Genomic DNA, 25,556 nt, shown 5'->3' with positions numbered 1-25,556 from the left:
ATGCCTTCAGAGCAGGACTTCGGTCCTGCTTTTCTCTATTACTGAGGCAAAGATCGTATCTTTCGAAAACCTTCGCGCTTTTTATCGCAAACGGTTGGCAATTCGTTGTTCTCCCGTTAACCTGATAGCGGATTTCCCTTCAGTAATCACAATGGAACCTCGTCATGTTTGAGAACATTACCGCCGCCCCAGCCGACCCGATTTTAGGTCTGGCCGATCTGTTTCGTGCCGATGACCGCCCTGAAAAGATTAACCTCGGAATTGGTGTTTACAAGGATGAAACCGGTAAAACACCCGTTCTGACCAGCGTCAAAAAAGCAGAGCAGTACCTGCTGGAAAATGAAACGACTAAAAACTATCTGGGCATTGATGGTATTCCTGAATTTGGTCGCTGCACCCAGGAGCTGCTGTTCGGTAAAGGCAATGCGATTATCGCCGATAAACGCGCCCGCACCGCGCAGACCCCGGGCGGTACCGGTGCGCTGCGCGTCGCCGCCGACTTCCTCGCCAAAAACACCGACGTGAAACGCGTGTGGGTAAGCAATCCAAGCTGGCCAAACCATAAGAGTGTGTTTACCTCCGCCGGGCTGGAAGTACGTGAATATGCCTACTACGATGCGGCTAACCACGCGCTGGACTTTGATGGTCTGCTGGCCAGCCTGAACGAAGCCCAGGCAGGCGACGTGGTACTGTTCCACGGCTGCTGCCACAACCCGACCGGTATCGATCCGACGCTCGATCAGTGGCAGACGCTGGCGCAGCTGTCGGTCGAGAAAGGCTGGCTGCCGCTGTTCGATTTCGCCTACCAGGGCTTCGCCCGCGGTCTGGAAGAAGATGCTGAAGGGTTGCGCGCCTTTGCTGCTCTGCATAAAGAGCTGCTGGTCGCCAGCTCCTACTCGAAAAACTTTGGCCTGTACAACGAGCGCGTCGGCGCCTGCACCCTGGTCGCCGCCGATCAGGAGACCGTGGACCGCGCGTTCAGCCAGATGAAGTCGGTGATCCGCGCTAACTACTCCAACCCGCCAGCGCACGGCGCGTCCGTGGTCGCGACCATCCTGAGCAACGATGCGCTGCGGGCAATCTGGGAGCAGGAGCTGACCGATATGCGCCAGCGCATCCAGCGTATGCGCCTGCTGTTCGTCAACACCCTGCAGGAGAAAGGCGCGAGCCGCGACTTCAGCTTTATCAGCAAGCAGAACGGTATGTTCTCGTTCAGCGGCCTGACTAAAGAGCAAGTGCTGCGTCTGCGTGAAGAGTTCGCCATCTATGCGGTCGCGTCCGGCCGTATCAACGTGGCCGGCATGACGCCTGACAACATGGCGCCGCTGTGTGAAGCCATCGTCGCCGTGCTGTAAGCGATATTATTCGCTATAAAGAAAAAGGCCGCGAATGCGGCCTTTTTTACGTTCGCGTCAGGTCGGTTACCAGACCGGCATCTCATCCTGCAGGAACGGGTTGTTGCGGCGTTCCTCACCCAGCGTCGACAGCGGACCATGGCCGGGAATAAAGGTCACGTCATCGCCCAGCGGCAACAGCTTATCCTTAATGGCCGCGATCAGCTGTCCATGGTCGCCGCGTGGAAAATCACTGCGCCCCACCCCGCCTTTGAAAATCACATCTCCGGAAATGAGCAGTCGGGAAGCGTCATCAAAGAAGACCACGTGACCCGGCGTATGGCCCGGGCAGTGCAGTACCCGCAGCGCCACATTCCCCACATTAACCACATCGCCTTCATTGAGCCAGCGATCCGGACGCAGCGGCTGGCAATCCTCCAGGCCGAACATCCGGCTTTGCGCCGGTAATCCTTCCAGCCAGAACTCATCTTCTTTTTCCGGACCAATAACCGGTACGCCATAATGCTGCGCCAGTTCCGCAGCGGCGCCGACGTGATCGAGATGGCCATGCGTCAGCAGGATCTGCATCAGCGTGACGCCAGCCTCCGCCACCACCGCTTTGATACGTTCAGCATCGCCGCCAGGATCGACCAGCGCCGCCAGCCGGGTTTGTTCGCACCAGATAAGAGAACAGTTCTGCGCGAACGCGGTAACCGGAATAATACGATAGTTCATGACGCTCCTTTCGTTACCAGTGCCTTACGGGACCGGTATCAATATGCACAAAGTTACTACGTGGGTAATATCCTACACCACCTGCGCGCATAGATAACGCCGCTTTGCGAATATTGCTTAACGAAATACCTTCAATATGGAAATCCATTGCCTGCCCCTTGGTGTGATAGCTGTGCTTTGCTACACCACGGCTTCGTGCGCGTAGCTCATCATTGGTATCGAGGGAACGATAGCCAGAGATAAGCTGGACAGGTTTGTTGGTGCCAAGTAGTCCCTGCAACCGATAAAGATGATCGAACAGATTTGGATCGATGGACTTAATTTTATTCGCGCGGTAATCACGGAAAAAATGGTTAAGTCTTGCTAATTCATCCTGAATATAGCCTCTGCCATCGAAAAACTCCGCCTTGAGTGATTCACCGGTATGCAGGTTATTCAGCGTCAAAATACGCGGACGGGGGGTCGAGAGGGTGGCAAATGCCGGCGCAGGGAGAATGGCGGCAGCACCCAGCGCAGCACCACCCAACGCCAGCAATCTGCGGCGATTAGCGTCAAATTTGTCCATGATAATCAGGTCTACAGTCAATGAATCGTTATATACTTTTTCCGCTTTGCGCGATGCTGAACCCCAGCACGCCATCGCTCGCCACAGCCGTGATGCTGCCCGGCAAAAGAGAGCGTTCGCGCTGACTGCGTCACGCATTGAGCGGAATGATATGTATATGCACTTCTGGCGCACGAAAGGCACCTTACCGGGCATTATTGCCAACGTCAAGGCAGCCTCACCCCAGGAAAATCGGGCGCTGCAGAGGAGCAGCGCCCTTTTTTACCCAGTGCTAGGACAACAAAATCCATTGAACTACTTCATTTACCTGATTAATTGCTCAGCTTTCGTCAGAATTTGTGCGCTGGATCGCGCGGTGATATCGTAATTGTAAATATCTGTTCGATATTGTGTACGTCCATCACCGTCCACAAACGCCGTTAAGTAATATAAATTCACCGGTATATTTTGCCGAATATTGACATAGCGCGTGTCCCCTTGCTTCAGGGCATCGGAAATACGCGTGTCATTCCAGCCCGCATCCTGCAGCAGCATATTGGCCAGTTCCGAAGCCTTATTCACCCTCACACAGCCGGAACTGAGCGCACGAACATCCTTCTGGAACAGGTTATGGTTCGGCGTATCGTGCAGGTAGATGGCATCGGAGCTCGGCATATTGAACTTGTAGCGTCCGAGCGAGTTACGCGCTCCGGGCGCCTGCTGAAAACGGAACGGTAAGTTGTTCTCGGTGATGGTCGACCAGTCGACCCGATAAGGATCGATGGTCTCTTTACTGTTCCAGCCGCGCATGACGGTGTAGCCATGCTGCTCAAGATAGCCTGGATTGTTACGCACCTTCGGCAGGATATCTTTGCGCGCCAGGGTTGGCGGCACGTTCCATGGCGGATTGACCACCACGTTATTCAGCGCGCTGCTCATCATTGGCGTTTTGCGATCCGGACGCCCCACAATTACCCGCGAGGCCAGCACCTGGCTGCCGTCCTGATAATAGACCAGCGAGAACGCCGGAATATTGACCATAATGCCGGTGGACAGTTTGCCCGGCAGTAAGCGTAAACGCTGAATGTTCAGGGCCAGCACCCCTGCGCGCTGCGCGGAAGAGACGTTGAGCCAGTCGCGAGTCGACTGGCCGATGACGCCATCCGCCCCCAGCCCCTGCATCGCCTGGAAGCGCTTAACCCCCTCCACCAGCTGGCGATCGTACACGCCGCGCGCCGCAGGTTTGCTCTTTTTCTTCGCCGACGGGCTCACCACATCGCCGGGCAGAACGATATTGGCGGTATCGTCCAGCATTCCGGTACGCTGGAGGATCTCGCGCAGGGCGCCGATATCATTGCTCCATTCGCCGGGGCGCAGCGAGCCGCTGCCGGTCATCTGCGGCCATGGGCGAGAATCAGCCACCAGCGCCAGCAGCGACTGATGCATGGCTTCATACTGCGGATGATGCGGCGCCAGGCCGGCGATAAACGCCGGCAGGGAGCCATTGTCCAGCGCCAGCTGCCACTGGTTAATCACCGACAGCGGCGGGGTCGCCATCTTGTACGGCGTTGAACTGTACAACCAGCGGGTCCCCTGGGTGGGGATGCCGCTGATAAAGTGCAGATAGCCCATCATGGCGTCCGACAGCACCACATCGCGCGCCATGCCGCTGACGGCGGGATCGGTCAGCAGACTGACCCAGGTGGTAAACTGCGGCTGAAAACCGGCGATGGCGATCTCCGCCAGCTGCTGCTGGAACGCCTGCACTGCCTCGCGGTTTTCCCACATCGGTTTCATATCCCTGGCGGCGTACAGCGACACCAGCGGATTCATAAAGACGGGTTTGTACCCTGCCGGCAACAGCGCCTCGATCTGGGCGCGGCTGTTTGCCGCCGCCTCCATCGACAGCGGCTGCTCACCGGCCAGCTTCGCGACCGCCGGCGATTGCCCATCGCTTTGCGCCAGCGCGGCGGAAACCTCGGCGGGCGCCGCAGAACTGTCGCCGGGTACGACTTCAGGCTCTTCGGCCTGGACATTGAACAGCGGAGCAAATGCCAGTGCCAGGCTCAGGCTGAGCGCTGACAATGGACGACCATACCGTTTCTTTAGCAACATCCCTTGCCCCCTGTTGTCACACATTGCTGCCCACAAAATTGGGGCTCTTTTTTCAGTATATAAAGACGAAAAGGCTTTTGCCTTACCTAATGTAAAGAAGTTTAAAGATTATACCACCCTCGCATACCGGGCTGGATAGAAAAAAAGGGCAACGTAACGTTGCCCTCTTCACCGCTTAGCCGCCAGAATGTAGCCGCAGCCTCAGGAGGCGTCGGCTGTTCCCGGCAGCGCTTCCGGCAGCGGCGCGGCAAACCCGCGCAGCCCCACCACGTGGACGTGTTCGTGATTATTGAACACCTTACGCACCAGTTTATAGGTGGTGCCTTTCTCCGGACTGATGTTCTCCGGCGCCGCGATAATCAGCTGCATCTCCAGACGTTCGCACAGCTCGAACAGCGTGGCGATGGAGCGGGCGTCGAGACGCGCCGCTTCATCGAGGAACAGCAGACGGCAAGGCGAGATATCCTTGCCGCGCAGGCGGCGGGATTCATCTTCCCAGCTCTGGACGACCATCACCAGAATCGACATCCCGGTACCGATCGCTTCCCCAGTGGACAGCGCGCCGGACTCCGCGCGCAGCCAGCCGTCGGAGCCGCGGTTAACTTCCACTTCCATCTCCAGATAGTTGCGGTAGTCGAGCAGCTCTTCGCCGATGGTTTGCGGCGTGCGCTGCCCCATGTCGATCTGCGGATTCAGGCGCTGATAGAGCTTGGCCAGCGCTTCCGAGAAGGTCAGGCGGTTGCTGTTGAACAGATCCTGATGCTGTTCATGCTGCTCGGAGAGCACATCAAGCAGCGTCGAGTGGGTCTCGCGCACGTTGACGTTCAGACGCACGCTGTTGACCTGGCCGAAGGAGACGCTCTGCAATCCCTGGTTGAGCATTCGGATACGGTTCTGCTCGCGCTGAATGGTTTTGCGAATAATGTTGGCCACGCTGCGGGAGCTGATGGCCAGCTTCTGTTCGCGGTTTGTCAGCTCTTCGGTCAGGCGGCTGAGCTCAATCTCCATCTGCTCGATCGCTTCCACCGGGTCATCGGTGCGGATAATATCCTGGCGGATACGCTCGCGCAGATGCTGGTAGACGGCAACGAAGAACTGAATTTTGCGCTCCGGGCGCTTCGGATCTTCCGAGATACGCAGCACGTCGCGCAGATGTTCGTTATCGGCGACCGCCAGACGCAGCGCACCGAGCGCCTTATCCGACATGGAGCGCAGCTCGTCGGCGGAGAGATAGGCCAGCTCGCGGCGGTGCAGACGACGCTCGACGCCGTTGTCTTTCACCAGGCGCATTACCGCGCACCAGCCCGCCTTGGCGGTCACTACCTGCTCGCGCATTTCGCAGTAATCGCGCTCCAGCTTGCGCAGTTTGCGGGTCAGGTTGTCCATTTCCGCTTCGCAGAAGGTCAGCGCTTTCTCCAGCTGATTGCGACGGGAGCGGTTATTGCTCAGCTGCATGTGCAGCTCATCGCGACGCGCACGGGCACGCTCTTCCGCGCCGGCATCGGCGCGCACGCCAATGTCCTGCAGCTCTTTATACAGATCGTTGAGCAGCTCTTTCTTGGTGTCATACGAGCTCTTCAGCGAGGCCAGCACCTGATTGTACTGGCTAAGCTGCGCCGCATGGGCACGCATCGCGTCGCGCGCGCGGCTGCGTTCGGTTTCCGCCTGCTCCAGGCGCTGGCGCAGTTTCTCGTTGAGATCGCTGTTGCCGCTGAGCATTTCCGCCGAATCGGAGTAGCTGAAGTGGGCCCGGCGCTGGACGACTTCCGCCAGGGCAAAAGCCTGCTGGCGCGCATCGCGCTGGGTCTGCTGCGCATAGGCGTAATCTTCTTTCAGCTGCTCAAACTGCTCCGGATCGCTCTGCAGCACCGAAACAATCGGCTCCAGCTTCGCCAGCTGGTTGCCGTGCTGCTGAATAAAGCGCGCGGCCTCCTGCGCTTCGTCCAGACGTTCCTGGATCTCGTCCACGCGGTCGGCCAGCGTATCATCCGCCAGCAGATTAAGGCGCGGCAGCAGGCGGTTGAGCGCCGACACGCCCTCTTTCGCCTGCTCATACTGCACGCGGTTCTGTTGGTTATCGCTTTCATGGGCGCTCAGCGCGCGCTCCAGCTCGCCGCGGCGGCTGTTGAGTTTGCGGATCTCTTCTTCCGGATCGTCCTCAAAGGCCACTGCCAGATGGCTGCCAATGAAGCGGCTAAAGGCCTGATGCAGACGCTGAGTTTTCTGCACGTCAAACGACAGGGTCGCAAAACGCTCGGACAGCGATTCACGCTCGGCATGCAGGGTTTCAATGCGGTTTTCACGCGCGGCGCGGCCAAACAGCGGCAGCGACGGGAAGCGTGAATAACGCCACTGGCGGTCGGCGATCTTCACCACCACCGCTTTTTCCAGCTCATCCACGCTGAATACGCTATCGTCAAAGGACTGCGGATCGCCTTCGATCAGATAGAGATCTTCCGGACAATCTTCCAGTCCTTCAAGCTGCTCGGCAACCTGCGACAGATCCGGCACCACGATGGCATGGCGCGACGGACCGTACAGCGCGGAGAAGTACGGCGCATCGTCAAGGCTGACATCATCGTAGATCTCGGACAGCAGAACGCCGCCGAACCGTTCCGCCAGCGCGTTGAGGCGCGGATCTTCCGAACCGCCCGGCTGGCTGAGACGCTCAATTTCTTCGTCGATGGCGCGCTTGCGGGCGCCGACCTCGTCACGTTCAACGATAGCTTCGCGCTCGCGCTCCAGCAGCTGCTGCAGGTATTCGGTAACCTCCTGGCCGGACTCAAACTGCTCACCGCTCTGCTCGCACAGCTGGTTAAGGCTGTTCTGCGCCGCCAGCCAGACCGGCGCCCGGCGCATCAGCGTCTGAGTGCGCGACTGCAGCTGCTCCAGTTCCTGGCGCAGGGTCATGCGCTGTTCCTGCGCGTTAGAAACGCTGTCGGCCAGCGAAGCGATGCGCGCTTCCAGCTCCTGATGCAGCGTTTCCAGATCGTCGATATCGTAGCGTTTGCCCTGCCGTTTGCAGAACTCAGCCAGCTGGCGCTCGGCGTCCTGCTGCTCGCGCAGGCGCTGCTCCAGCTCGTTGAGGCGGCTACGCAGCCCCTGCGCCTGCTCGGCCTGGTGACGCTGGTTCACGCCGTCGCGCAGCAATTCGCGCGCCACGTCCCAGGCTTCATTGCGCGCCAGCGGGCCGTTAATCGTCGCCACCAGCTGGTAGGCCTGTTCAAACTGGCTGTGCGCGGTTTGCGCCACGCTCATTTTCTGTTCCAGCGACAGCATTTTCTCCGTCGCTTCCTGCTCTTTCGCCTGGAAGGTTTCCAGCCACTCGTCGGCGCTCTCCGGCGTCAGATCCGGCAGATGGCACAGCGCCTTCGCGCGCTCCAGCGCCTGCAGCGCCTGGTTATACTGAATGGCGCGGGTCTGCTGCACGTCGAGCGCCTGCTGATAGTCGGCGAGCTGGTTTTTCAGCTCATCCACTTCCAGCTCGGCGGCCTCGGCACGGGCTTCGTTCTCTTCCTGGCGATCGATGGCTTCCGCCACCACTTCGTTCTGCTCTTCCAGACGGATCTGCAGCTCGTCGAGATCCGCTTCGTAGCGCTCGATTTTTTCCTGCTGACGCAGTGCGGTCTGCACCAGGTTCAGGTGATCGCTGGCGGCCTGGTAATCCGCTTCCAGATCGCCTTCTGCGCCGTTATGCTCCTGCAGCTCGCGCGCCATGTCGACGTGCTTATACTGCTCTGCCGCCAGCTGCGAACGCGAGGTAAAGAGATCGCGACGATACTCCAGCGCCTTATCAAGATGAATGCGCCGCTCGTTGGCGTGACGCATATAGTCCGCCGCCACGTAGTTGGTGGCTTCGCTGATCAGGTGTTTGAACAGATCGCGATCGGACTGGGTGACGCGGATCGCCTCGAGGGTCATGCGGTTTTCCCGCAGCGCCGCTTCCATATCCTGGAATGCCTTACGCACGCCGCTGTTTTCCGGCAACAGGTAGTCGCGCAGCGAGCGGGTAATGGTGCTGGAGATCCCGCCGTACAGCGAGGCCTCGATCAGGCGATAGTATTTACTTCGATCGGAGGCCGAACGCAGACGACGCGCCACCACGCCCAGGTCGAACATCAGCGAGTGATACTCGGTGATCGAGTTGAACTGCTTAAACTGGACCCCTTCCATCGCCTCGAGCTTGTCTTTCAGCTCATTGAGACTGACCACGCGCGCCTGGCGATCGTTCAGCGTTTCGGTTAACAGCTGGGTCGGCAGGATAGCGGTGGGCAGCCCCTGAATGGCGAAAGGCTTGATATCGACTTTGCGATCGCGCCCGGCAACCTGCTGCAGACGCACGCCGACCACCACGCGCTGATGGCGCGAGTTGATGACGTCGAGCACGGAGTAACAGACCCCGGCGCGCAGCTTCCCGTGCAGGCCTTTATCGCGTGAGCCGCTGGTGGCCCCCGCTTCGGTGGTGTTACGGAAGTGCAGCAGGGTTAAATCGGGGATCAGCGCCGTGACGAAGGCCGCCATGGTCGTCGACTTACCGGCGCCGTTCCCCCCGGAGAGGGTGGTGACCAGTTCATCAAGATCAAAGGTCCGGGCAAAGAAACCGTTCCAGTTAACCAGCGTCAGCGAGCGAAACTTACCGCGTTCAATCATTACTCTTCCTCCCCGCTATCCGGCTGGTTCTCTTCATTCTCATCATTGAGCTGCAGGTGATTTTCCAGGGCCATCGCTTCCCCGTCGCGGATCAGGCGGCGCTGCGCCTCGCGTGGGTCGTCGCCGGCGCGCACATCGGCGCCAAAGCGGAATACCGATTCGGTAATACGGAACTTGCTGCTGTCATGGCCCATAAACCACACCATCCCCAGACGGCGCAGGCGGTTAAGCGACGCGCGCATTTTTTCCTGCAGCTTCTGGCGGTCCAGATCCGAACCGGTGGAACGGTTGTTGACCAGCTTCAGCAGCCTGGATTCATCCGCCAGGGTCAGCAGCTCGTCATACAGCTCCTGCTGGGTGAAAATCCCTTCATTTGCCAGGCGCTCCGGGCTGAGATAGAGATAGCAAAGAATTTTGCCCACCATCATATCCAGTTCGGACAGCACCGAGCGTGAAATCAGGGTTGTGGAACGCGGGCGAAGGTAGAAGAAGCCCTCCGGCGCGCGGATCAGCTCGACGTTATAGCGAGCATAAAACTCTTCCAGATAATCCTGGAAATCCATCAAAAATGCGTGATTATCCAGCTCGTCGAGGCCGATATGTCGGCCCGCGCGCAGGGCGCTGTCCAGCGCCGGAAATAACGGATTGGCCAACGCCTGCGCCAGCTTAACCGGCATCACTTGTTCAATATTTGTCAATGACATGCGCCTGTACCTTGGCTCCGTAATCATTAATCGGCTGCCATTTGGCTGGCAGTCCGGTGAAATCTGCCTGGGCGACGCCCAGCTGTACCGCCTGATCCACGACGATCCGCGCCACGTCAAAGTGACGCCCGCGCGGATATTGCGCCAGGAACTCCCGCGCCACCAGGCCGAGATCCAGCGGTATTCCTTTCTCTTTATAGACCGCCAGCTGCGCTTCGATCAGCGCCGCCAGCTGCTCGCGAATTTCGTTAAACTCTTCAAATTCAAGGTCCGCAGGCAGCTCGCCGGTGACCTCTTCATCGCGCAGGGCCATCTCCTCGTCGCGCATATCCAGCAGACGGTCGGCGTTGGCGTAAGTCAGCGCCCACGGCTCATCAAAATAGGTCTGTACCGACTGGCGCAGACGCTGAGCGAAGACGCGGTTCTTATCCATATCGATAGCGGTACGGATAAACTTGTGCACGTGGCGGTCATAGCCGATCCACAGGTCAATCGCCTGCTGGCCCCAGCTGACGATGCGGTCGAGCTTGCTTTGCAGATCGAACACCAGCCGGTCGACAAAATGGAGATCGTCGCGCGCCATGGTCGAATCCTGAATGCGCAGCAGATTCGCCTGCAGCTTATCCCCCGCCGCATCCAGCGTATCCTGCAGTTCACGCAGGGTACCGGAAGTTTCCGACAGCAACAGTTCACAGCTGGAAATCGCCGCGCGCCAGTCTTTGTTCAACAGCTGCGCGATATCGTCTTTTACCAGCTGCTGCTGCTCATCCATGATGCGCTGCGTCAGGTCGATGCTGTCGAAAATTTCCGCTACCGAATACTTCAGCGGGGCAAAAACGTTGCGATGCCAGTGAAACTCATCGCCGCCCTCTTCTGCCGCGTCCGCCGCGCGCTTCAGCTCGCCGGCGACGATCGACAACTGCATCGAGAGACGCAGCGTCGAAAATTCGCGCTGCCGGATATAATAATCGGTGATCCCGATCCCCAACGGCGTCAGACGATAGATTGCATTGCCTTCGGTAATTTCGCTGGTAAAGCGGTTCAGCAGACGCTGGCGCACCAAATCGTTGATGGCATTATTGGCGCGCTGGCTGATGGTTTCGCTGGTCTGCTCAAACGCATCACTCACGTGGCGGAACGCATCCACCAGTTCTCCCTCGCTCATTTCTCCTTCCAGCCGTTCGCCATTCAGGGTGGCGATCGCCAGCAGGAAAGAGAGCCTGTCGACCGGCAGCGAGATAGAAAAATCATTTTTCCTGGCCCAGGCAACCAGTTCGGGGACTGTCTGGGAAAATTCACTCATACTTTATCCTTGCATCTGCGGCTATGAGCCTGGCTCTTAAGCGCGGTGACATGAATATAACGGCCCAGGCTGAGGTACGGCTCCTGACGACAGTAGCGCGTCTCCAGCTCCAGCAGCGCCGCATAGCTGTCATGCTGTTGGCGTTTTTCACGCAGATAATCATGAAACACCCGCACGCCGGTTTTGCTGACAATCTGCCAGCCAATCTCTTCCAGCCAGTGATAAACCTGCTGCGGCTCACGCGGATAATCCGGCGACAGCGTGCGTTTTTTCTTTTTTGGCATGCCCAGTTGTACGTAATCGAAATTACCGGCAACCATATTGTGCATCAGCAGGCCGTTAGCATTGTAGAACATCAACGACAAGCCGCCGCCAGGACGCAGCGTCGACCACAGGGTACGCAGCACCGCCTGGGGCTCCGCCACCCACTCCAGCACCGCATGAAACAGTACCAGATCGACCGGGCTTTCCAAGTGCTGCGCAATATCCTGAGCCGCGCATTGTACAAAATGCATGTTGTCGATCACACCTTTATCGACAGCAGCCTGGCGGGCGCGGGCCACCATTTCAGCGGAGAGATCGCACAGCGTCACGTGATGGCCCAGTTGCGCCACTTTAATGGCCGTTTGCCCTTCGCCGCCGCCGGCATCCAGTACCCTCAGCGGTCCCGGCCCCAGCTGCGCCAGCAGCGGCTCCAGATCCTGCCAGAGGATCTCCTGGCGCAGCTGGCCTTTTGTGGTGCCGTAAATATTGCGCGAAAACTTTTCAGCAATGTCATCGAAATTGCGATCCTGCACGGGCGACTCCACAAGCCAACACAAAACCGCTATTTTGTCATACCCGCGCCGAGAATGAAGCGATCTGTTATAAGATCCGAACATAACTTTGGTTATATGGTTAAAAAAGGAACCATCTGGCATGCTTTTCACGCTAAAAAAGATCGTCGGCGGTCTGCTGCTGCCGCTTCCTGCCCTGCTGTTGCTGATCGGTATCGGGATCGCCCTGTTATGGTTCAGCCGCTTTCAACGTACCGGGAAGCTGTGCGTGAGCCTCGGCTGGCTGCTGCTGGCGCTGCTGAGCCTGCAGCCCGTGGCAGACAGCCTGCTTAAACCGATAGAAGATCGCTATCCCACCTGGCGCGGCGAGCAGCCGGTGAGCTACGTGGTGGTGCTGGGCGGCGGCTATACCTGGAACCCGGAGTGGGCGCCAAGCTCTAACCTTATCAGCAACAGCCTGCCGCGCCTGACGGAGGGCATTCGCCTGTGGCAGGAGAATCCGGGATCGAAAATGATCTTTACCGGCGCGGCGGCAAAAACCAACCCCGTCAGCACGGCGGAGGCCGGGGCGAGAGTGGCGGAGAGCCTCGGCGTACCGCGCAGCGATATCATCGTGCTCGATAAGCCGAAAGATACGGAAGAGGAAGCGCTGGCGGTGAAGGGCGCCATCGGCGACGCGCCCTTCCTGCTGGTCACCTCGGCGTCACACCTTCCGCGGGCGATGATCTTCTTTCGCCATGCCGGTCTGGACCCGCTGCCCGCACCGGCTAATCAGATGGCGATCACGTCACCGCTCAATCCGTGGGAGCGGGTCATTCCTTCTCCGGTGTGGCTGATGCACAGCGACCGGGTCGGCTATGAAACGCTCGGTCGCGTTTGGCAATGGCTGAAAGGCAGCTCAGGCGAGCCAGGGCAGGAGTGATTTTGCGGCGAGGTCGAAACGGGCGCGGTCAAAGCGCCCGGTATTGACCAGACTATCCACCTCATCCCACAGCAGATAAAGCCAGCGCCGCCAGACAAAGGCCTCGGAAACCGGCGCCTGCTGCAGGTAGCGCCATAGCAGCTGCTCGGCCTGGCCCCCCTCCGCGAGACGGAACAGTTCGTACTCCCGCGGCGCCCACAGCATCATCCCCGGGCCGACCATCGCCAGCAGCTGGTCGCTGCGCGGATCTTTCAGCATGCTGCGCAGGGTGAAATTGCCGTGCACCAGGACGGCATTATCATTGAAGTCGCGGAACAGCTCCGGCAGACACTCGCGAGAGCGGAACAAAACCCGCTTATCCTGCATGGTCAGGCCGGTGTCCTGATACAGTTTCAGGGTGCTCCACAACATCGCCACCCGCTGCCGGTACCAGTTCGGCCACAGATTGTCCTGGGTATTATCGACCATCCCCACGCAGCCGCCGCTGTCCTGACGATGCCAGGCCAGCAGCGCCTCGACGATCTGCTCCTGCAGCTGCTCCCAGCGCGCCGGGGTGCGGGTGGGCGCCTCCACCGGGACGCCGCGCAGGCGCTCAAGCAGCAGCACATCCGGCCCAGGATGCTCTTCGTGCGTCATCACGCCGTAGACCACCGGCATGCGCACCGTACCGCTGCGCGCCAGAGTGGAGATCTTCCAGGCCAGCTGCCGCGCCACCCCGGGCGTGGTGAAACTTCGCGCCAGCAGCGGCATCGGATTTCCCTGCGCGTCATACAGGGACCACAGCGCCGTAGCGGCTTTTTCACTGACACACTCCACCCGGCTCAGCTTTTCGCCAAGCAGGTGACTGAGTTCGGTTCGCAACTGTTCCATTGTCGATTACCCCTATGAACACTACTGATTTCATAATGAGCGCCCGCATCTGGGTTGTCATCGGATAAGATCAAAAATGGGCAAAAAAAGCATAAAACTGGAGGGGATATCCCCTCCTGCAAGGAGGGGACAGAGGACTAGCGCAGTTCAGCGCGGACGCGCGCCAGATCTTCAGGGGTATCGACGCCGGTGCCGGGCACTTCGGCCGCCACGGCGACGTGGATCTTCTCGCCATACCACAGCACCCGCAGCTGCTCGAGCATTTCAATCTGCTCCAGCGGGCTTGGCGCCCAGCTGACGTAGCGGCGAATAAAGCCGGCGCGATAGCCATAGATGCCGATGTGGCGCAGCAGAGAGTCACCAATGGCGTCGCGGGAGTGGGCAAAGCGATCGCGATCCCAGGGAATGGTGGCGCGGGAGAAATAGAGCGCATAGCCCTGCGCATCCATCACTACTTTGACCGCATTTGGATTAAACGCCTCTTCCGCATCGTGGATCGGTACCGCCAGCGTCGCCATTCCGCTGGTGCTGGCAGCCAGATTCTCCGCCACCTGGCGGACGATAGCCGGGGGAATCATCGGCTCATCGCCCTGGATATTGACGATGATGGTGTCATCGCTGAACGCGCACTTCTCTACCACCTCCGCCAGCCGTTCGGTGCCGGACTGATGGTCGGCGCGGGTCATGCAGACCTCGCCGCCGGCGGCTTCAACCGCCCGGGCGACATCTTCGTGATCGGTGGCGACAATAATGCGTTCCGCGCCGGATTCGCGGGCGCGCTCCAGCACATGGACAATCATCGGCTTGCCGTTAATGTCCTGCAGTGGTTTTCCCGGCAGGCGCGTGGAGGCGAAACGCGCAGGAATAATGACCACGAAACTCATGAGTGACTCTCTTCTACCGCCAGCGGACGCGCTTCTGTCTCCAGCAGCACAGGGATGCCGTCGCGGAGCGGAAACGCCAGACTATCAAGTTTGCAAATAAGTTCTTGCTTATCCTGACTGTAATACAGCTTACCGTTACAGACCGGGCAGGCGATGATTTCAAGTAAACGGTGATCCATGTTTCCTCCTGATGGACCGGATAGATTTCTCAGCAGCATAACACAGGAAGGTCGGCGCCGGGATCAATCGGCATCGATTTCCCACCCCTGCGTCTGGCCGACAAACAGCCCTTCCGGCAGGCGTCGGCACAGGATCCGCTCTGCCGATTGCCAGCGTGCGAAATCGTTGATCGCCCGGCGCAGCCCCTGCTCCAGACCACGGGTGATCTTCACCCCATCCTCCAGCCACAGGGCGAAGATCTCCAGTTCCCGGCTTTTGCGATGTATTTTACTGTCCATCCGCCCGACCAGTTTTCCCTGGTGCAGCAGAGGCAGTACGAAGTAGCCATACTGACGCTTCGGCGCAGGGGTATAGCACTCCAGGCGATAGCTGAAGTTGAACAGCTGCTCAGCGCGTTTCCGATCCCAGACCACCGGGTCGAAGGGCGAGAGCACGGCGCTATGGCTGGCGGTAAGTTTACCGCCGGGCGCGGACTCCAACTGCGCCAGCGCATCGCGATGCAACCACATCTCGCCAAGCGCTTCCACGTTGGCCTGGGTCACCAGACCCTCTTCCTGCCAGGCCGCCAGCAGACCCGGTAGCGCCGGCTGACGTAAACGATAGTAATCCGCCAGCCACTGGGGACGAAAGATGCCGAGGCTGCGGGCGCTGTTGCGCAGCATGATGGCCTCTGCGGCGTCGCGGGACAGCGCATCGCGCTCGTCGTCCCAGTGCGGCATCACCCGCCGGGTTAAATCATACACGCGGTGAAAGTTGCGCCGCTCCACCACCATCACTTCCCCGGCGGTAAACAGCCCTTCCAGGTGGCGCTTATGCGGTTTCCACTCCCACCAGCCGCTGGCGCCTTTGCGAGGGTGGGCAAAATCCGCCGAGCGAACCGGCCCGTTTTGGCCGATATGCGCCACCAGCTCTGCAATACTGCCGGCATGCTCCTCCATCCACGCGCGATGATATTTCCAGCCCATCTTGTCGGGGTTCAACATCCGGTGGCGTACAAGGGCGAAATCGCTGCGCGGCAGAAAACAGGCTTCATGCGCCCAGTATTCCATCAGCTCGCCGTTGCGCAGCGACTCATCCAGCCAGTGCTGCGGATAGCTGCCGAGACGGCTGAACAGCACCAGGTAGGGGCTGCGGGCCACCACGTTGATGGTATCGATTTGCAGCAGCGACATCTGCTGGACGGTGGAAAGGATGTCATTTGGGCGAGCGCGACGCCGGGGCTTTTTTAATAACCCCTGCGCCGCGAGATGGAGGTGGCGCGCCTCATTAAGCGATAGTTGCAATACCGACATGCAGGTTCTCCGTCAGGATTTCCAGCACAGCGGCGAGCAAAGCCGGCGCGTCGGTTAACGTTGCGCCAACGTCGCTAAGTCCGCAAGCAACCGCTGTGCGCGTTCATCGGCCATTATGGCGTCGACCGGTAAATACCACCAGTTCGCAGCGGCGAAATCGCGACATTTCACGGCGTCTTTTTCGGTCATCAGCAGCGTCTGCCCGGCGGTTACCAGGGCGGCGACATCGGCCTGGCTCAGCGCCTGATGGTCCGCCAGAGCCACGGTTTTGACCGGTTGGACGCCACTGCTTTCGAGGGTGGCGAAAAAGCGCGGCGGATGGCCGATGCCGGCCATTGCCACCACGTTAGTGAAGGTAGAGACATCGCGACGTTCACCGGTGAGCAGGTTGACCGCCATCCCGGGACGCAGCTGCATCGGGATCTCTCCCGGACGCGCCACGCCGCCGTTGACGATAACCGCATCAACGCTTTGCAAGCGCGACGCCCGCTCACGCATCGGCCCGGCAGGCAGCCACCAGCCGTTGCCAAAGCGGCGCACGCCGTCGATGATGACAATTTCCCGGTCCCGCGCCAGCTTATAGTGCTGCAAACCATCGTCGGTCACGATAATCTGCAGATCGTGCGCGCTGAGCAGCGATTTCACCGCGTCGCTGCGCAGCGGAGAGACAGCCACCGGCGCGCCGGTGCGCTGATGGATGAGCACCGGTTCATCACCTGCCTGCGCCGTACTGGTCCGGTCAGTTAACACCAGCGGGTAGCGTTCGGCTTTACCGCCGTAGCCGCGGGAGACCACCCCAACGCGAATGCCGCGCTGTTGCAGCTGCTCCACCAGCCAGATCACCACCGGCGTTTTACCATTGCCGCCGGCGGTCAGGTTACCGACCACCACCACCGGCACCGGCGCGCGCCAGGCTTTTTTCCACCCCAGCTGATAACTGAGGCGAATCACCGCGCTCACCAGGCCATACAGCCAGGAGAGCGGCAGCAGCAGGCGCCACAGCGGCGATTCACCGGACCAGATGCGCGCGATCATTCGCCGAATTGCATCTTATGCAGCTGGGCGTATACGCCTTTATGCTCCAGCAGGTCGTGGTGCGTTCCGCGCTCCACGATCCGCCCGTCTTCAACCACCACGATCTCATCAGCCTGCTCAATGGTTGACAGACGGTGGGCGATAACCAGCGAGGTGCGGTTTTTCTGCAGCTCATCCAGCGCCGCCTGAATCGCACGCTCGGACTCGGTATCCAGCGCCGAGGTGGCTTCATCGAGGATCAGGATCGGGCTGTTACGCAGTAGCGCACGGGCGATAGCAATACGCTGGCGCTGGCCGCCGGACAGCATCACGCCATTTTCGCCGATGATGGTATCCAGGCCATTGTCCATCTTGTTGATGAAGTCCATGGCGTAGGCCATCCGCGCAGCCTCTTCAATTTGCTCGCGGCTGTACTCTTCGGTACGGGCATAGGCGATGTTATTAGCGACGGTATCATTGAACAGGTGCACGTTCTGTGAAACCAGCGCGACCTGGTCGCGCAGCGAGCTCAGCTTGTACTCGCGCAGGTCGTGGCCATCCAGCAGGATCTGCCCGTCGTCGACATCGTAGAAGCGTGTGATCAGGCTGGCGATGGTCGATTTACCCGACCCGGAGCGTCCCACCAGCGCCACGGTTTTCCCTTCCGGGATATCGAGATTGATATTGCGCAGCGCGGCCACTTCGCGACCCGGATAGGTAAAGGTGACGTTCTCGAACTTGAGATTGCCTTTCGCCCGCTCAATGACGCGCGTACCTTCGTCTTTTTCCTGCTCGGAATCGAGGATCGCAAACAGCGTCTGGCATGCCGCCATCCCGCGCTGGAACTGGGCATTGACGTTGGTCAGCGACTTCAGCGGACGCATCAGCGCAATCATGGAGGAGAAGACCACGGTAATGGTCCCGGCGGTCAGGGTGTCCATCACGCTCGGGAAGCTGGCGGCATACAGGACAAAGGCCAGCGCCAGGGAGGCGATAAGCTGAATGATCGGGTCGGAGATAGACGAGGCGGAAACCATCTTCATCCCCTGCAGGCGCATTTTATTGCTGACCTTATCAAAACGTTTGGTTTCCACTTCCTGGCCGCCAAACATCAGCACCTCTTTGTGCCCTTTCAGCATCTGCTCGGCGCTGGTGGTGACCTGCCCCATCGTGTTCTGCATATTCTTACTGATATTGCGAAAACGCTTGGAGACCACGCGGATTGCTACCGACACGATAGGCGCCAGTACGATCAGGATCAGCGACAGCTGCCAGCTGTAATAGAACATCATCACGAACAGGCCGATAATCGATGCCCCTTCGCGGACCACGGTGATCAGCGCGCTGGAAGAAGAGGAAGCGACCTGCTCGGAATCATAGGTGATACGTGACAGCAGCGTCCCGGTAGACTGCTTGTCAAAGAATGCCACCGGCATACCCATCATGTGGCCGAACAGGCGACGACGCATGGTCATCACCACTTTGCCGGAAACCCAGGAGATACAATAGCTCGAGATGTAGCTGGTGATCCCACGCAGCACCATCAGCCCGATAACCACCAGCGGCATCCATAGCAGCACTGAGCGATCCGTTTTACCAAAACCATCATCCAATAACGGTTTAAGAAGCGATAACATGAAGGTGTCACTGCCCGCGTTAAGCACTAACGCCACCGCCGCTACGATTAGCCCGGCTTTAAACGGTGCAATAATCGGCCAAAGTCGGCGGAAGGTCTGCCACGTGGAGAGATCTTTATCGTTCTGCATTCAATAAACCAGCTTGTGTTGAAATAGCCGCATATTCTACCCGTTATCGGCGGGCGCGCCAAACCACTGATGATACCAACGTGGTAAAACTTGATCCCGTAAGCTATGGATTTGCCACCCTTCTGCAGAAAAAACCACCGTTATCTGCCCCTGCTGCGGCGTGGCGAACCAGCGATACCCCCGCTGGCGATAACGCTGAACGACCTTCTGCGAGGGCATCCGCCACGCATTGTAGCGCGAAGCGGAAACCAGCGCGGCCGCGCCATCCACCCGCCGGATCAGCAGCTCGCTGGAGGAGGTGTTGCTGCCGTGATGGGGAACCTGAATAAGTGTAGACGCCAGATGCTGCCAGTAGCGGCTGATCATCGCCTGCTCCGCCTGACGTTCTATATCGCCGGTCAGCAGGATGCTGGAGCGACCGTCATCGATCCGCACCACGCAGGAGTGATTATTTCCCTTTGCCGTGCTGCCCGGCAGCGGCCACAGCGCCTGGAAAGTGAGTCCCTGCCACTGCCAGCGCTCGCCGCGATGGCACGGCAGATGACCCGACCAGCCTGGCGGGCTGCGCACCCACGCCTGCGGCCATGCCTGCAGCACCGATTCGAGGCCGCCGCGATGGTCAAGATGCTCGTGGCTCAGCATAATCCCCTGCAGCTGCAGATGGTGCCAGCGCAGCCACGGGATAATCACCTGTCGACCGCTGTCGCCCTGCGGCCATGCCGGCCCGGTATCGTACAATAACGCCTTGCCGTAACGCTCGATCACCATCGCCAGCCCCTGCCCGACATCCAGCATCGTCACCTGCCATTGGTCCGCGGGCGGTTGCCGGCTGAATGGCCGCGTCAGCAAAAACAGCACGCTCAGACACAGCGCCGGCGAATGTCGCCAGCTCTGAAAACGCCAGCCCATCACCAGCAGCCACGGCAGGCTACTGATCCAGAGCCAGCGGGCATCCAACGTCAGCCAGCCGTCCGGTAAACGTCGTAACCCCCAGAACAATACCGCCAGCACGCGATCGGCTGCCAGCCAGATCAGCGACGCCACCATCTCCGGTCCAGTGAGATGCAGCAGCATTCCGGCGAGAATGAGCGGCACCGCCAGCAGGGTCACTAACGGTACCGCCAGCAAATTGGCGGCCATCGACGTCAGGCTTATACCGTGGAAGAGCAGCAGTTGCAGCGGCATCAGCAGCAGCGTCACGCCAGCCTGCAAATGCGCGAGGGCGAACAGGGCTTTCCACGGCCAGCGCCAGCGGCTGTCAGGCAGCGGTAACCACTGGTACCAGAAGATCAGCCCCGCCACGGCGAAGGCGGATAGCCACAGGCTTTGCGACAACACCGCTAACGGATCGGCAACCAGTATCGCCCCCAGACAGCAGAGCCACACCTGCCACGCCGTCCAGCGTTGACCCGACAAACGTAAAGCACAGCAGACCGCAAGCCCTACGCAAGTGCGCAGGGCCGGCGGCTGCATACCGGTCAGCCAGGCATAGCCGACGGCGCCCGCCAGCCCTGCCAGCAGCGGTAGCCGCCAGCCGATCCAGCGCCCCGGTAAAAGTGACTGTAATCCGCGCAGCAGGAGCACGATCAGGGAAGCCGCGAGGGCAATATGCAAACCGGAGATAGCCATCAGATGGGAGGTGCCTGTGTTCTGCATCAGGACCTTTATCTCCGCCGGCAGCGCCAGCCGCTCCCCCATTCCCAGCCCCAGCATCACCGGATGCCAGGGATAAGTCTGCAATCGCCGGGTCAGCGACGCCAGGTAGCGGGCGCGCAGACTGCAGCGGGTATCCAGCGCGGAAGCGGCGACGATCCCCCCGCTCAGAGGCCGATGCTGAGCCAGCGCATAGCGCTGGCTGTCGAAGCCCCCGTCATTGAGCTGCCCATGCACCGGCCGCAGGCGCAGCGTCATCATCCAGCGCTGCCCCTCGCAGACGGGCGCAGGTGCAAGTTCCCCGTATAAAGTCACGCCAACCGGAGGGAACAGGAAGCGACCCGCCAGGCGCACAATCTGCCCGCGGTGCAGGGTCTGACCATCCGTCTCGTGGAGGATCACTTCCGCCTGACGGACGGCGCCGGTGAGGTGCTGCGTTGGCCACAGCGCCTGATACGCGCTTAAAACTCCCCAGACCATCAGCAGAAGCGTCACCGCCACAACGGCGACGACCGTCCCGCGCAGACGGGTCAGCAACATCGCCAGTACGCCGGCGACCGCCAGAATGCCCGGCCCCGGCAACGCGGGTAGCCAGAGTAGCGGCAGTATTGCGATGATGGCGCATCCGGCAAGCCATGGTAGACGCATAAACACCTCCCTGTGAGCGGGCAGTGTTACGCAAAGCGAGGCTGGCGTCCTGGGGCAGTATTCAGGCGCGCGCGCAGCGTTCCAGACAATCGTCACGCTTGCAGTCAGGCACTTTTGTTTTGCGAGGCGGAACGCAAATGGCGGGTACAAAAAAAGCACCCAAAGGTGCTTTTATCGTCAGGCAGGTTGCACGTCGTGCAACTCACCCTTCATAAATATTGGCGCGGTCACGTAATTCTTTCCCGGGCTTAAAGTGCGGAACGTACTTACCTTCCAGTTCGACTTTATCACCAGTTTTCGGGTTACGTCCGGTGCGAGGTGCTCGATAGTGCAGAGAGAAGCTGCCGAAACCGCGGATTTCAATGCGCTCACCTTGAGCAAGCGTTGAGGCCATATGTTCCAGCATTTCTTTAACAGCATCTTCCACCGCTTTCGCCGGAATGTGAGATTGCTGGCTGGCAAGTCTTTCAATCAATTCTGACTTGGTCATTATTCCTCCGGTTTCCTTCAAGGCAAAAATTAGCTAACAGCTTAAACAAGGGCGGCCGTAGCCGCCCTTTGTGCTTGATTACAGGACGAATCCTGCAATCTGTCAAGTAAACTCGTCACTATTCAGGTTGTTATTACCTGAATGACAAAGATTACTCGCCTTTCGCTGCTTTGAACGCTTCAGCCATGGCGTTGTTGGAGAAGTTCGCGTCTTCCTGCTTGTTCACGGTAGCGATAGCGTCTTTTTCTTCCGCTTCGTCTTTCGCACGTACAGACAGGCTCACTACGCGGTTCTTACGATCCACGCCAGTGAATTTCGCTTCAACTTCGTCGCCAACGCTCAGAACCAGAGTTGCGTCTTCAACGCGGTCACGGGATGCTTCAGAAGCACGCAGGTAACCTTCTACGCCGTCAGCCAGTTCTACGGTTGCGCCTTTAGCGTCAACTGCAGTCACTTTACCAACAACGATAGCGCCTTTCTTGTTCAGAGCAACGTAGTTGTTGAACGGATCTTCCGCCAGCTGTTTAACGCCCAGGGAGATACGCTCACGCTCTGCGTCAACCTGCAGAACAACTGCTGCGATTTCGTCGCCTTTTTTGTATTCACGAACTGCTTCTTCGCCTGCAACGTTCCAGGAGATGTCAGACAGGTGAACCAGGCCGTCGATGCCGCCGTCCAGGCCGATGAAGATACCGAAGTCAGTGATAGACTTGATTTTACCTTCAACACGGTCGCCCTTGTTGTGGGTTTCCGCGAACTGCTGCCATGGGTTAGATTTGCACTGCTTCAGACCCAGGGAGATACGACGACGCTCTTCGTCGATATCCAGAACCATTACTTCCACTACGTCGCCAACGTTAACAACTTTGGACGGGTGGATGTTTTTGTTGGTCCAATCCATTTCGGAAACGTGAACCAGGCCTTCAACGCCTTCTTCGATTTCAACGAAGCAGCCGTAGTCGGTCAGGTTGGTCACGCGACCGGTCAGTTTGGTACCTTCCGGATAACGTTTAGCGATAGCTACCCACGGATCTTCGCCCAGCTGTTTCAGGCCCAGGGATACACGGGTACGCTCGCGGTCGAACTTCAGCACTTTAACAGTGATTTCGTCGCCAACGTTTACGATTTCGCTCGGATGCTTAACGCGTTTCCAGGCCATATCGGTGATGTGCAGCAGGCCGTCAACGCCGCCCAGATCAACGAATGCACCGTAGTCAGTGAGGTTCTTAACGATACCTTTGACTTCCATGCCTTCCTGCAGGTTTTCCAGCAGCTGATCGCGCTCTGCGCTGTTTTCGGATTCGATAACGGCACGACGAGAAACAACAACGTTGTTACGCTTCTGGTCCAGCTTGATGACTTTGAACTCAAGCTCTTTGCCTTCCAGGTGCAGCGTGTCGCGCACCGGACGAACGTCTACCAGGGAACCCGGCAGGAACGCACGAATACCGTTCAGCTCAACAGTGAAGCCACCTTTAACTTTGCCGTTGATAACACCGGTAACAGTTTCAGCGTCTTCGTAAGCTTTTTCCAGCGTGATCCAAGCTTCGTGACGTTTAGCTTTCTCACGGGACAGCAGAGTTTCACCGAAGCCGTCTTCTACTGCATCCAGAGCAACGTCAACTTCGTCACCAACCTGGATTTCCAGCTCGCCCTGGGCGTTTTTGAACTGCTCAGCCGGGATGGCGGACTCAGATTTCAGACCGGCGTCAACCAGTACTACGTCTTTGTCGATAGCAACAACAACACCACGAACGATGGAACCCGGGCGGGTTTCGATTTCTTTTAAGGATTCTTCAAACAGTTGAGCAAAAGATTCAGTCATGTTTAATCTTCAGGTTAATATTAACGTCCACCTGGCTCCGTGCCGGATGGGGTTGTTTCACATACCCGCTGACCATCCATTGCCGCGGGGTACTGCTATAATTCGGAGGCTTCGGCGCGTGACCGGTTAAGGCTTACGCAACGGCCAATTTTTCGCGCGCATATTGTAGCGCTTTTTCAATCACTTGCTCAATGTTTAGTTCGGTTGAATCGAGAACTAATGCATCGGCAGCCGGGACAAGCGGCGCCACGGCGCGATTTCTATCGCGATCGTCACGCTCTTTTATCTCGGACAAAAGACGTTCAAAGTTAACATCAAAGCCCTTTTCCTGCAACTGCCGCATGCGGCGATGCGCCCGCTCATCGGCCGAGGCATCGAGGAAAATTTTCACCGGCGCGTCCGGGAAAACCACCGTGCCCATATCGCGCCCGTCGGCAATCAGCCCCGGCAGTTCACGAAAGGCGCGCTGGCGACGCAGCAGCGCTTCGCGAACGCGAGGGAAAGCCGCCACTTTCGAGGCGGCGTTCGCGACCTCCTGGGTGCGAATTTCGCCGCTGACATCTTCCCCTTCCAGCACCACTTCGAGGTTGCCGTCAGTAGAAATAAAGCGCACGTCAAGATGGGCAGCCAGGGGCACCAGCGCCTCTTCGGACTCCACGTCAACATGATGATGCAGCGACGCCAGCGCCAGAACGCGGTAGATCGCGCCTGAATCTAACAGATGCCAGCCCAGCGCTTCCGCCATTGCCTTGCATAACGTACCTTTACCCGCACCGCCAGGCCCATCAATGGTGATTACCGGAACTGTTGCCGTCATCTTTTTCTCCTTCAGCAAGGCGCATAAATATCTAAACGCCGCGCATTATACGCATCTCTTCGGCGGAAAGTGAGTCTTGCTTTTAAATTACAGATAACTGGAAATCTCATGCGGAAGAATTGAGCAATTATAGCGGGCTGATAGAGCATCAGCCCGGAAGATGAGGCAGTTTTACTTTTTATCTGCAGCGATACGGTCGCGGATATGCTGCGCGCGTTCAGCTGAAGGCGGGTGTGAATCGAACAGAGATTTACTGTGGCCGGCGTCAAGGCTGGCCAGTTTGTCGAAGCTGCCCACCAGCCCCTGAGTGCTGATGTTGCGTTTTTTCAGCAGATCGTAAGAGAAATCATCAGCATCCGACTCCTGCGAGCGGGAGAACGCAGAGTTGATCATTCCCTCAGCGATATCGCCCAACTGAGATTTAGACAAGTTTGCAGCCGCTTCGCTGGTCGCTGAAATTGCATCGCGTGCGGCAATAGTCGCATACGCGGTTTGCATCGCTTTGCGCGAGTGTCCGAGCGCTACGTGACCCAGCTCATGGCCCAGAACCGCTTCAACTTCATTATCGGTCATCATGTCCATCAGGCCGCTATAGACGCGGACGCAGCCGTTGGCCATTGCCCAGGCGTTGACGTCGGATGTCATGTAAACCTTATAGGTTACCGGCGTGCCGTTGATATTATTTCCTAACGCTTTGGCAATTTTGTTCAGACGTTTGGTGTACTTACTTGATGCACTAGCCAGTTTATTTTCACTATCCATTTGCTTACAGGCATCGTCGGAAAGCGTTTTGACTTCAGAGTCAGAAAGCGTCGCCGCTTTGTAAGCCGTCATTCCTGAATTGACGAGGGCGTTGGTGTCCATCCCCTGCATATTTTTACAACCTGCCAACAACGTGGCGGAAACGGCCAAAGCCAGCATTACTTTTGTATTTCTCATATCAATCATCCATTGATTAGCATAATAAATGCTTATAAATCCTATATTTACAAGCAAGCAAGGCTAGCATTTAGTTTCCTGTCCGACAAGCAGAG

General features: G+C 58.6%; 20 protein-coding genes. 2 read left to right on the top strand and 18 right to left on the bottom strand.

Features of this window, described 5'->3' with window-relative positions; translation table 11 throughout:
- Nucleotides 1–164 precede the first annotated feature (164 nt).
- On the top strand, nt 165–1,355 hold the full coding sequence (locus tag ABLU95_RS11560) for an amino acid aminotransferase (protein ID WP_017899450.1): 1,191 nt from the start codon (nt 165–167) through the stop codon (nt 1,353–1,355).
- Between the two features lie 66 nt (nt 1,356–1,421).
- On the opposite strand, the gene ABLU95_RS11555 is transcribed toward ABLU95_RS11560, so the two are convergent.
- The 7 genes from ABLU95_RS11555 to cmoM all read right to left on the bottom strand — a co-directional run bounded on the left by ABLU95_RS11555 (nt 1,422) and on the right by cmoM (nt 12,182).
- Entirely contained in the window at nt 1,422–2,069 is a 648-nt protein-coding gene (locus tag ABLU95_RS11555; RefSeq protein ID WP_023289031.1) for an MBL fold metallo-hydrolase, read from the bottom strand.
- A 13-nt stretch (nt 2,070–2,082) separates the two neighbouring features.
- Complete coding sequence (locus ABLU95_RS11550) at nt 2,083–2,634, bottom strand: YcbK family protein (protein WP_004201403.1); 552 nt, start codon at nt 2,632–2,634, stop codon at nt 2,083–2,085.
- 303 nt (nt 2,635–2,937) lie between these two features.
- Complete coding sequence (gene ldtD / locus ABLU95_RS11545; protein WP_348879610.1) at nt 2,938–4,728, bottom strand: L,D-transpeptidase; 1,791 nt, start codon at nt 4,726–4,728, stop codon at nt 2,938–2,940.
- A gap of 201 nt (nt 4,729–4,929) precedes the next feature.
- Nucleotides 4,930–9,378 carry a chromosome partition protein MukB gene (mukB, locus tag ABLU95_RS11540; RefSeq protein ID WP_348879608.1) on the bottom strand — a complete coding sequence of 1,483 codons (4,449 nt, stop codon included), beginning with the start codon at nt 9,376–9,378 and terminating at the stop codon, nt 4,930–4,932.
- Complete coding sequence (gene mukE, locus ABLU95_RS11535; protein WP_004150840.1) at nt 9,378–10,082, bottom strand: chromosome partition protein MukE; 705 nt, start codon at nt 10,080–10,082, stop codon at nt 9,378–9,380. The genes mukB and mukE overlap by 1 nt, the downstream gene beginning before the upstream one ends.
- Entirely contained in the window at nt 10,063–11,385 is a 1,323-nt protein-coding gene (mukF, locus tag ABLU95_RS11530) for a chromosome partition protein MukF (protein ID WP_002898189.1), read from the bottom strand. Before mukF ends, mukE begins: the two co-directional genes overlap by 20 nt.
- On the bottom strand, nt 11,382–12,182 hold the full coding sequence (cmoM, locus tag ABLU95_RS11525; RefSeq protein ID WP_065881841.1) for a tRNA uridine 5-oxyacetic acid(34) methyltransferase CmoM: 801 nt from the start codon (nt 12,180–12,182) through the stop codon (nt 11,382–11,384). The genes mukF and cmoM overlap by 4 nt, the downstream gene beginning before the upstream one ends.
- Before the next feature lie 121 nt (nt 12,183–12,303).
- Between cmoM and elyC the strand changes: the two genes are divergently transcribed.
- On the top strand, nt 12,304–13,083 hold the full coding sequence (gene elyC, locus ABLU95_RS11520) for an envelope biogenesis factor ElyC (protein WP_032455272.1): 780 nt from the start codon (nt 12,304–12,306) through the stop codon (nt 13,081–13,083).
- Here the strand turns inward: elyC and ABLU95_RS11515 are convergent.
- The 11 genes from ABLU95_RS11515 to ABLU95_RS11465 form a co-directional block, all read right to left on the bottom strand.
- Entirely contained in the window at nt 13,060–13,953 is an 894-nt protein-coding gene (locus tag ABLU95_RS11515; RefSeq protein WP_348879606.1) for a YcbJ family phosphotransferase, read from the bottom strand. The genes elyC and ABLU95_RS11515 overlap by 24 nt on opposite strands.
- Before the next feature lie 137 nt (nt 13,954–14,090).
- Entirely contained in the window at nt 14,091–14,837 is a 747-nt protein-coding gene (gene kdsB, locus ABLU95_RS11510) for a 3-deoxy-manno-octulosonate cytidylyltransferase (protein ID WP_023289025.1), read from the bottom strand.
- Nucleotides 14,834–15,016 carry a protein YcaR gene (gene ycaR / locus ABLU95_RS11505; RefSeq protein WP_004201390.1) on the bottom strand — a complete coding sequence of 61 codons (183 nt, stop codon included), beginning with the start codon at nt 15,014–15,016 and terminating at the stop codon, nt 14,834–14,836. The genes kdsB and ycaR overlap by 4 nt, the downstream gene beginning before the upstream one ends.
- Nucleotides 15,017–15,079: 63 nt before the next feature.
- A complete protein-coding gene (locus ABLU95_RS11500) occupies nt 15,080–16,309 on the bottom strand; it encodes a winged helix-turn-helix domain-containing protein (protein ID WP_087849037.1) in 1,230 nt (409 codons plus the stop codon).
- A gap of 54 nt (nt 16,310–16,363) precedes the next feature.
- Nucleotides 16,364–17,344 carry a tetraacyldisaccharide 4'-kinase gene (gene lpxK / locus ABLU95_RS11495; protein WP_348879604.1) on the bottom strand — a complete coding sequence of 327 codons (981 nt, stop codon included), beginning with the start codon at nt 17,342–17,344 and terminating at the stop codon, nt 16,364–16,366.
- Entirely contained in the window at nt 17,341–19,089 is a 1,749-nt protein-coding gene (gene msbA, locus ABLU95_RS11490) for a lipid A ABC transporter ATP-binding protein/permease MsbA (RefSeq protein WP_004201387.1), read from the bottom strand. The genes lpxK and msbA overlap by 4 nt, the downstream gene beginning before the upstream one ends.
- Nucleotides 19,090–19,125: 36 nt before the next feature.
- On the bottom strand, nt 19,126–21,390 hold the full coding sequence (locus ABLU95_RS11485) for a ComEC family protein (RefSeq protein WP_048334597.1): 2,265 nt from the start codon (nt 21,388–21,390) through the stop codon (nt 19,126–19,128).
- 202 nt (nt 21,391–21,592) lie between these two features.
- Nucleotides 21,593–21,880, bottom strand: a complete 288-nt coding sequence (ihfB, locus tag ABLU95_RS11480) for an integration host factor subunit beta (RefSeq protein WP_002898165.1) — start codon at nt 21,878–21,880, stop codon at nt 21,593–21,595.
- Nucleotides 21,881–22,031: 151 nt separating this feature from the next.
- Nucleotides 22,032–23,705, bottom strand: coding sequence for a 30S ribosomal protein S1 (gene rpsA / locus ABLU95_RS11475; RefSeq protein ID WP_002898162.1), 1,674 nt, complete (start codon nt 23,703–23,705; stop codon nt 22,032–22,034).
- Nucleotides 23,706–23,838: 133 nt separating this feature from the next.
- Nucleotides 23,839–24,522, bottom strand: a complete 684-nt coding sequence (cmk, locus tag ABLU95_RS11470) for a (d)CMP kinase (protein WP_241516024.1) — start codon at nt 24,520–24,522, stop codon at nt 23,839–23,841.
- 171 nt (nt 24,523–24,693) lie between these two features.
- Nucleotides 24,694–25,461, bottom strand: a complete 768-nt coding sequence (locus tag ABLU95_RS11465) for a M48 family metallopeptidase (protein WP_023289020.1) — start codon at nt 25,459–25,461, stop codon at nt 24,694–24,696.
- Nucleotides 25,462–25,556: the final 95 nt, after the last annotated feature.

This window comes from Klebsiella sp. GG_Kp146 (assembly GCF_040061975.1).
Classification (GTDB): domain Bacteria; phylum Pseudomonadota; class Gammaproteobacteria; order Enterobacterales; family Enterobacteriaceae; genus Klebsiella; species Klebsiella quasipneumoniae.
Note: the sequence above shows the minus strand (reverse complement) of the source record. Positions and strands in the feature narration are given on the sequence as shown.

Excerpts from the sequence above, each read along its gene's own strand:
- ABLU95_RS11560 (WP_017899450.1), top strand. The coding sequence starts at position 165 with ATGTTTGAGAACATTACCGCCGCCCCAGCCGACCCGATTTTAGGTCTG.
- ABLU95_RS11555 (WP_023289031.1), bottom strand. The coding sequence starts at position 2,069 with ATGAACTATCGTATTATTCCGGTTACCGCGTTCGCGCAGAACTGTTCT.
- ABLU95_RS11550 (WP_004201403.1), bottom strand. The coding sequence starts at position 2,634 with ATGGACAAATTTGACGCTAATCGCCGCAGATTGCTGGCGTTGGGTGGT.
- ldtD (WP_348879610.1), bottom strand. The coding sequence starts at position 4,728 with ATGTTGCTAAAGAAACGGTATGGTCGTCCATTGTCAGCGCTCAGCCTG.
- mukB (WP_348879608.1), bottom strand. The coding sequence starts at position 9,378 with ATGATTGAACGCGGTAAGTTTCGCTCGCTGACGCTGGTTAACTGGAAC.
- mukE (WP_004150840.1), bottom strand. The coding sequence starts at position 10,082 with ATGTCATTGACAAATATTGAACAAGTGATGCCGGTTAAGCTGGCGCAG.
- mukF (WP_002898189.1), bottom strand. The coding sequence starts at position 11,385 with ATGAGTGAATTTTCCCAGACAGTCCCCGAACTGGTTGCCTGGGCCAGG.
- elyC (WP_032455272.1), top strand. The coding sequence starts at position 12,304 with ATGCTTTTCACGCTAAAAAAGATCGTCGGCGGTCTGCTGCTGCCGCTT.
- ABLU95_RS11515 (WP_348879606.1), bottom strand. The coding sequence starts at position 13,953 with ATGGAACAGTTGCGAACCGAACTCAGTCACCTGCTTGGCGAAAAGCTG.
- kdsB (WP_023289025.1), bottom strand. The coding sequence starts at position 14,837 with ATGAGTTTCGTGGTCATTATTCCTGCGCGTTTCGCCTCCACGCGCCTG.
- ycaR (WP_004201390.1), bottom strand. The coding sequence starts at position 15,016 with ATGGATCACCGTTTACTTGAAATCATCGCCTGCCCGGTCTGTAACGGT.
- ABLU95_RS11500 (WP_087849037.1), bottom strand. The coding sequence starts at position 16,309 with ATGTCGGTATTGCAACTATCGCTTAATGAGGCGCGCCACCTCCATCTC.
- lpxK (WP_348879604.1), bottom strand. The coding sequence starts at position 17,344 with ATGATCGCGCGCATCTGGTCCGGTGAATCGCCGCTGTGGCGCCTGCTG.
- msbA (WP_004201387.1), bottom strand. The coding sequence starts at position 19,089 with ATGCAGAACGATAAAGATCTCTCCACGTGGCAGACCTTCCGCCGACTT.
- ABLU95_RS11485 (WP_048334597.1), bottom strand. The coding sequence starts at position 21,390 with ATGCGTCTACCATGGCTTGCCGGATGCGCCATCATCGCAATACTGCCG.
- ihfB (WP_002898165.1), bottom strand. The coding sequence starts at position 21,880 with ATGACCAAGTCAGAATTGATTGAAAGACTTGCCAGCCAGCAATCTCAC.
- rpsA (WP_002898162.1), bottom strand. The coding sequence starts at position 23,705 with ATGACTGAATCTTTTGCTCAACTGTTTGAAGAATCCTTAAAAGAAATC.
- cmk (WP_241516024.1), bottom strand. The coding sequence starts at position 24,522 with ATGACGGCAACAGTTCCGGTAATCACCATTGATGGGCCTGGCGGTGCG.
- ABLU95_RS11465 (WP_023289020.1), bottom strand. The coding sequence starts at position 25,461 with ATGAGAAATACAAAAGTAATGCTGGCTTTGGCCGTTTCCGCCACGTTG.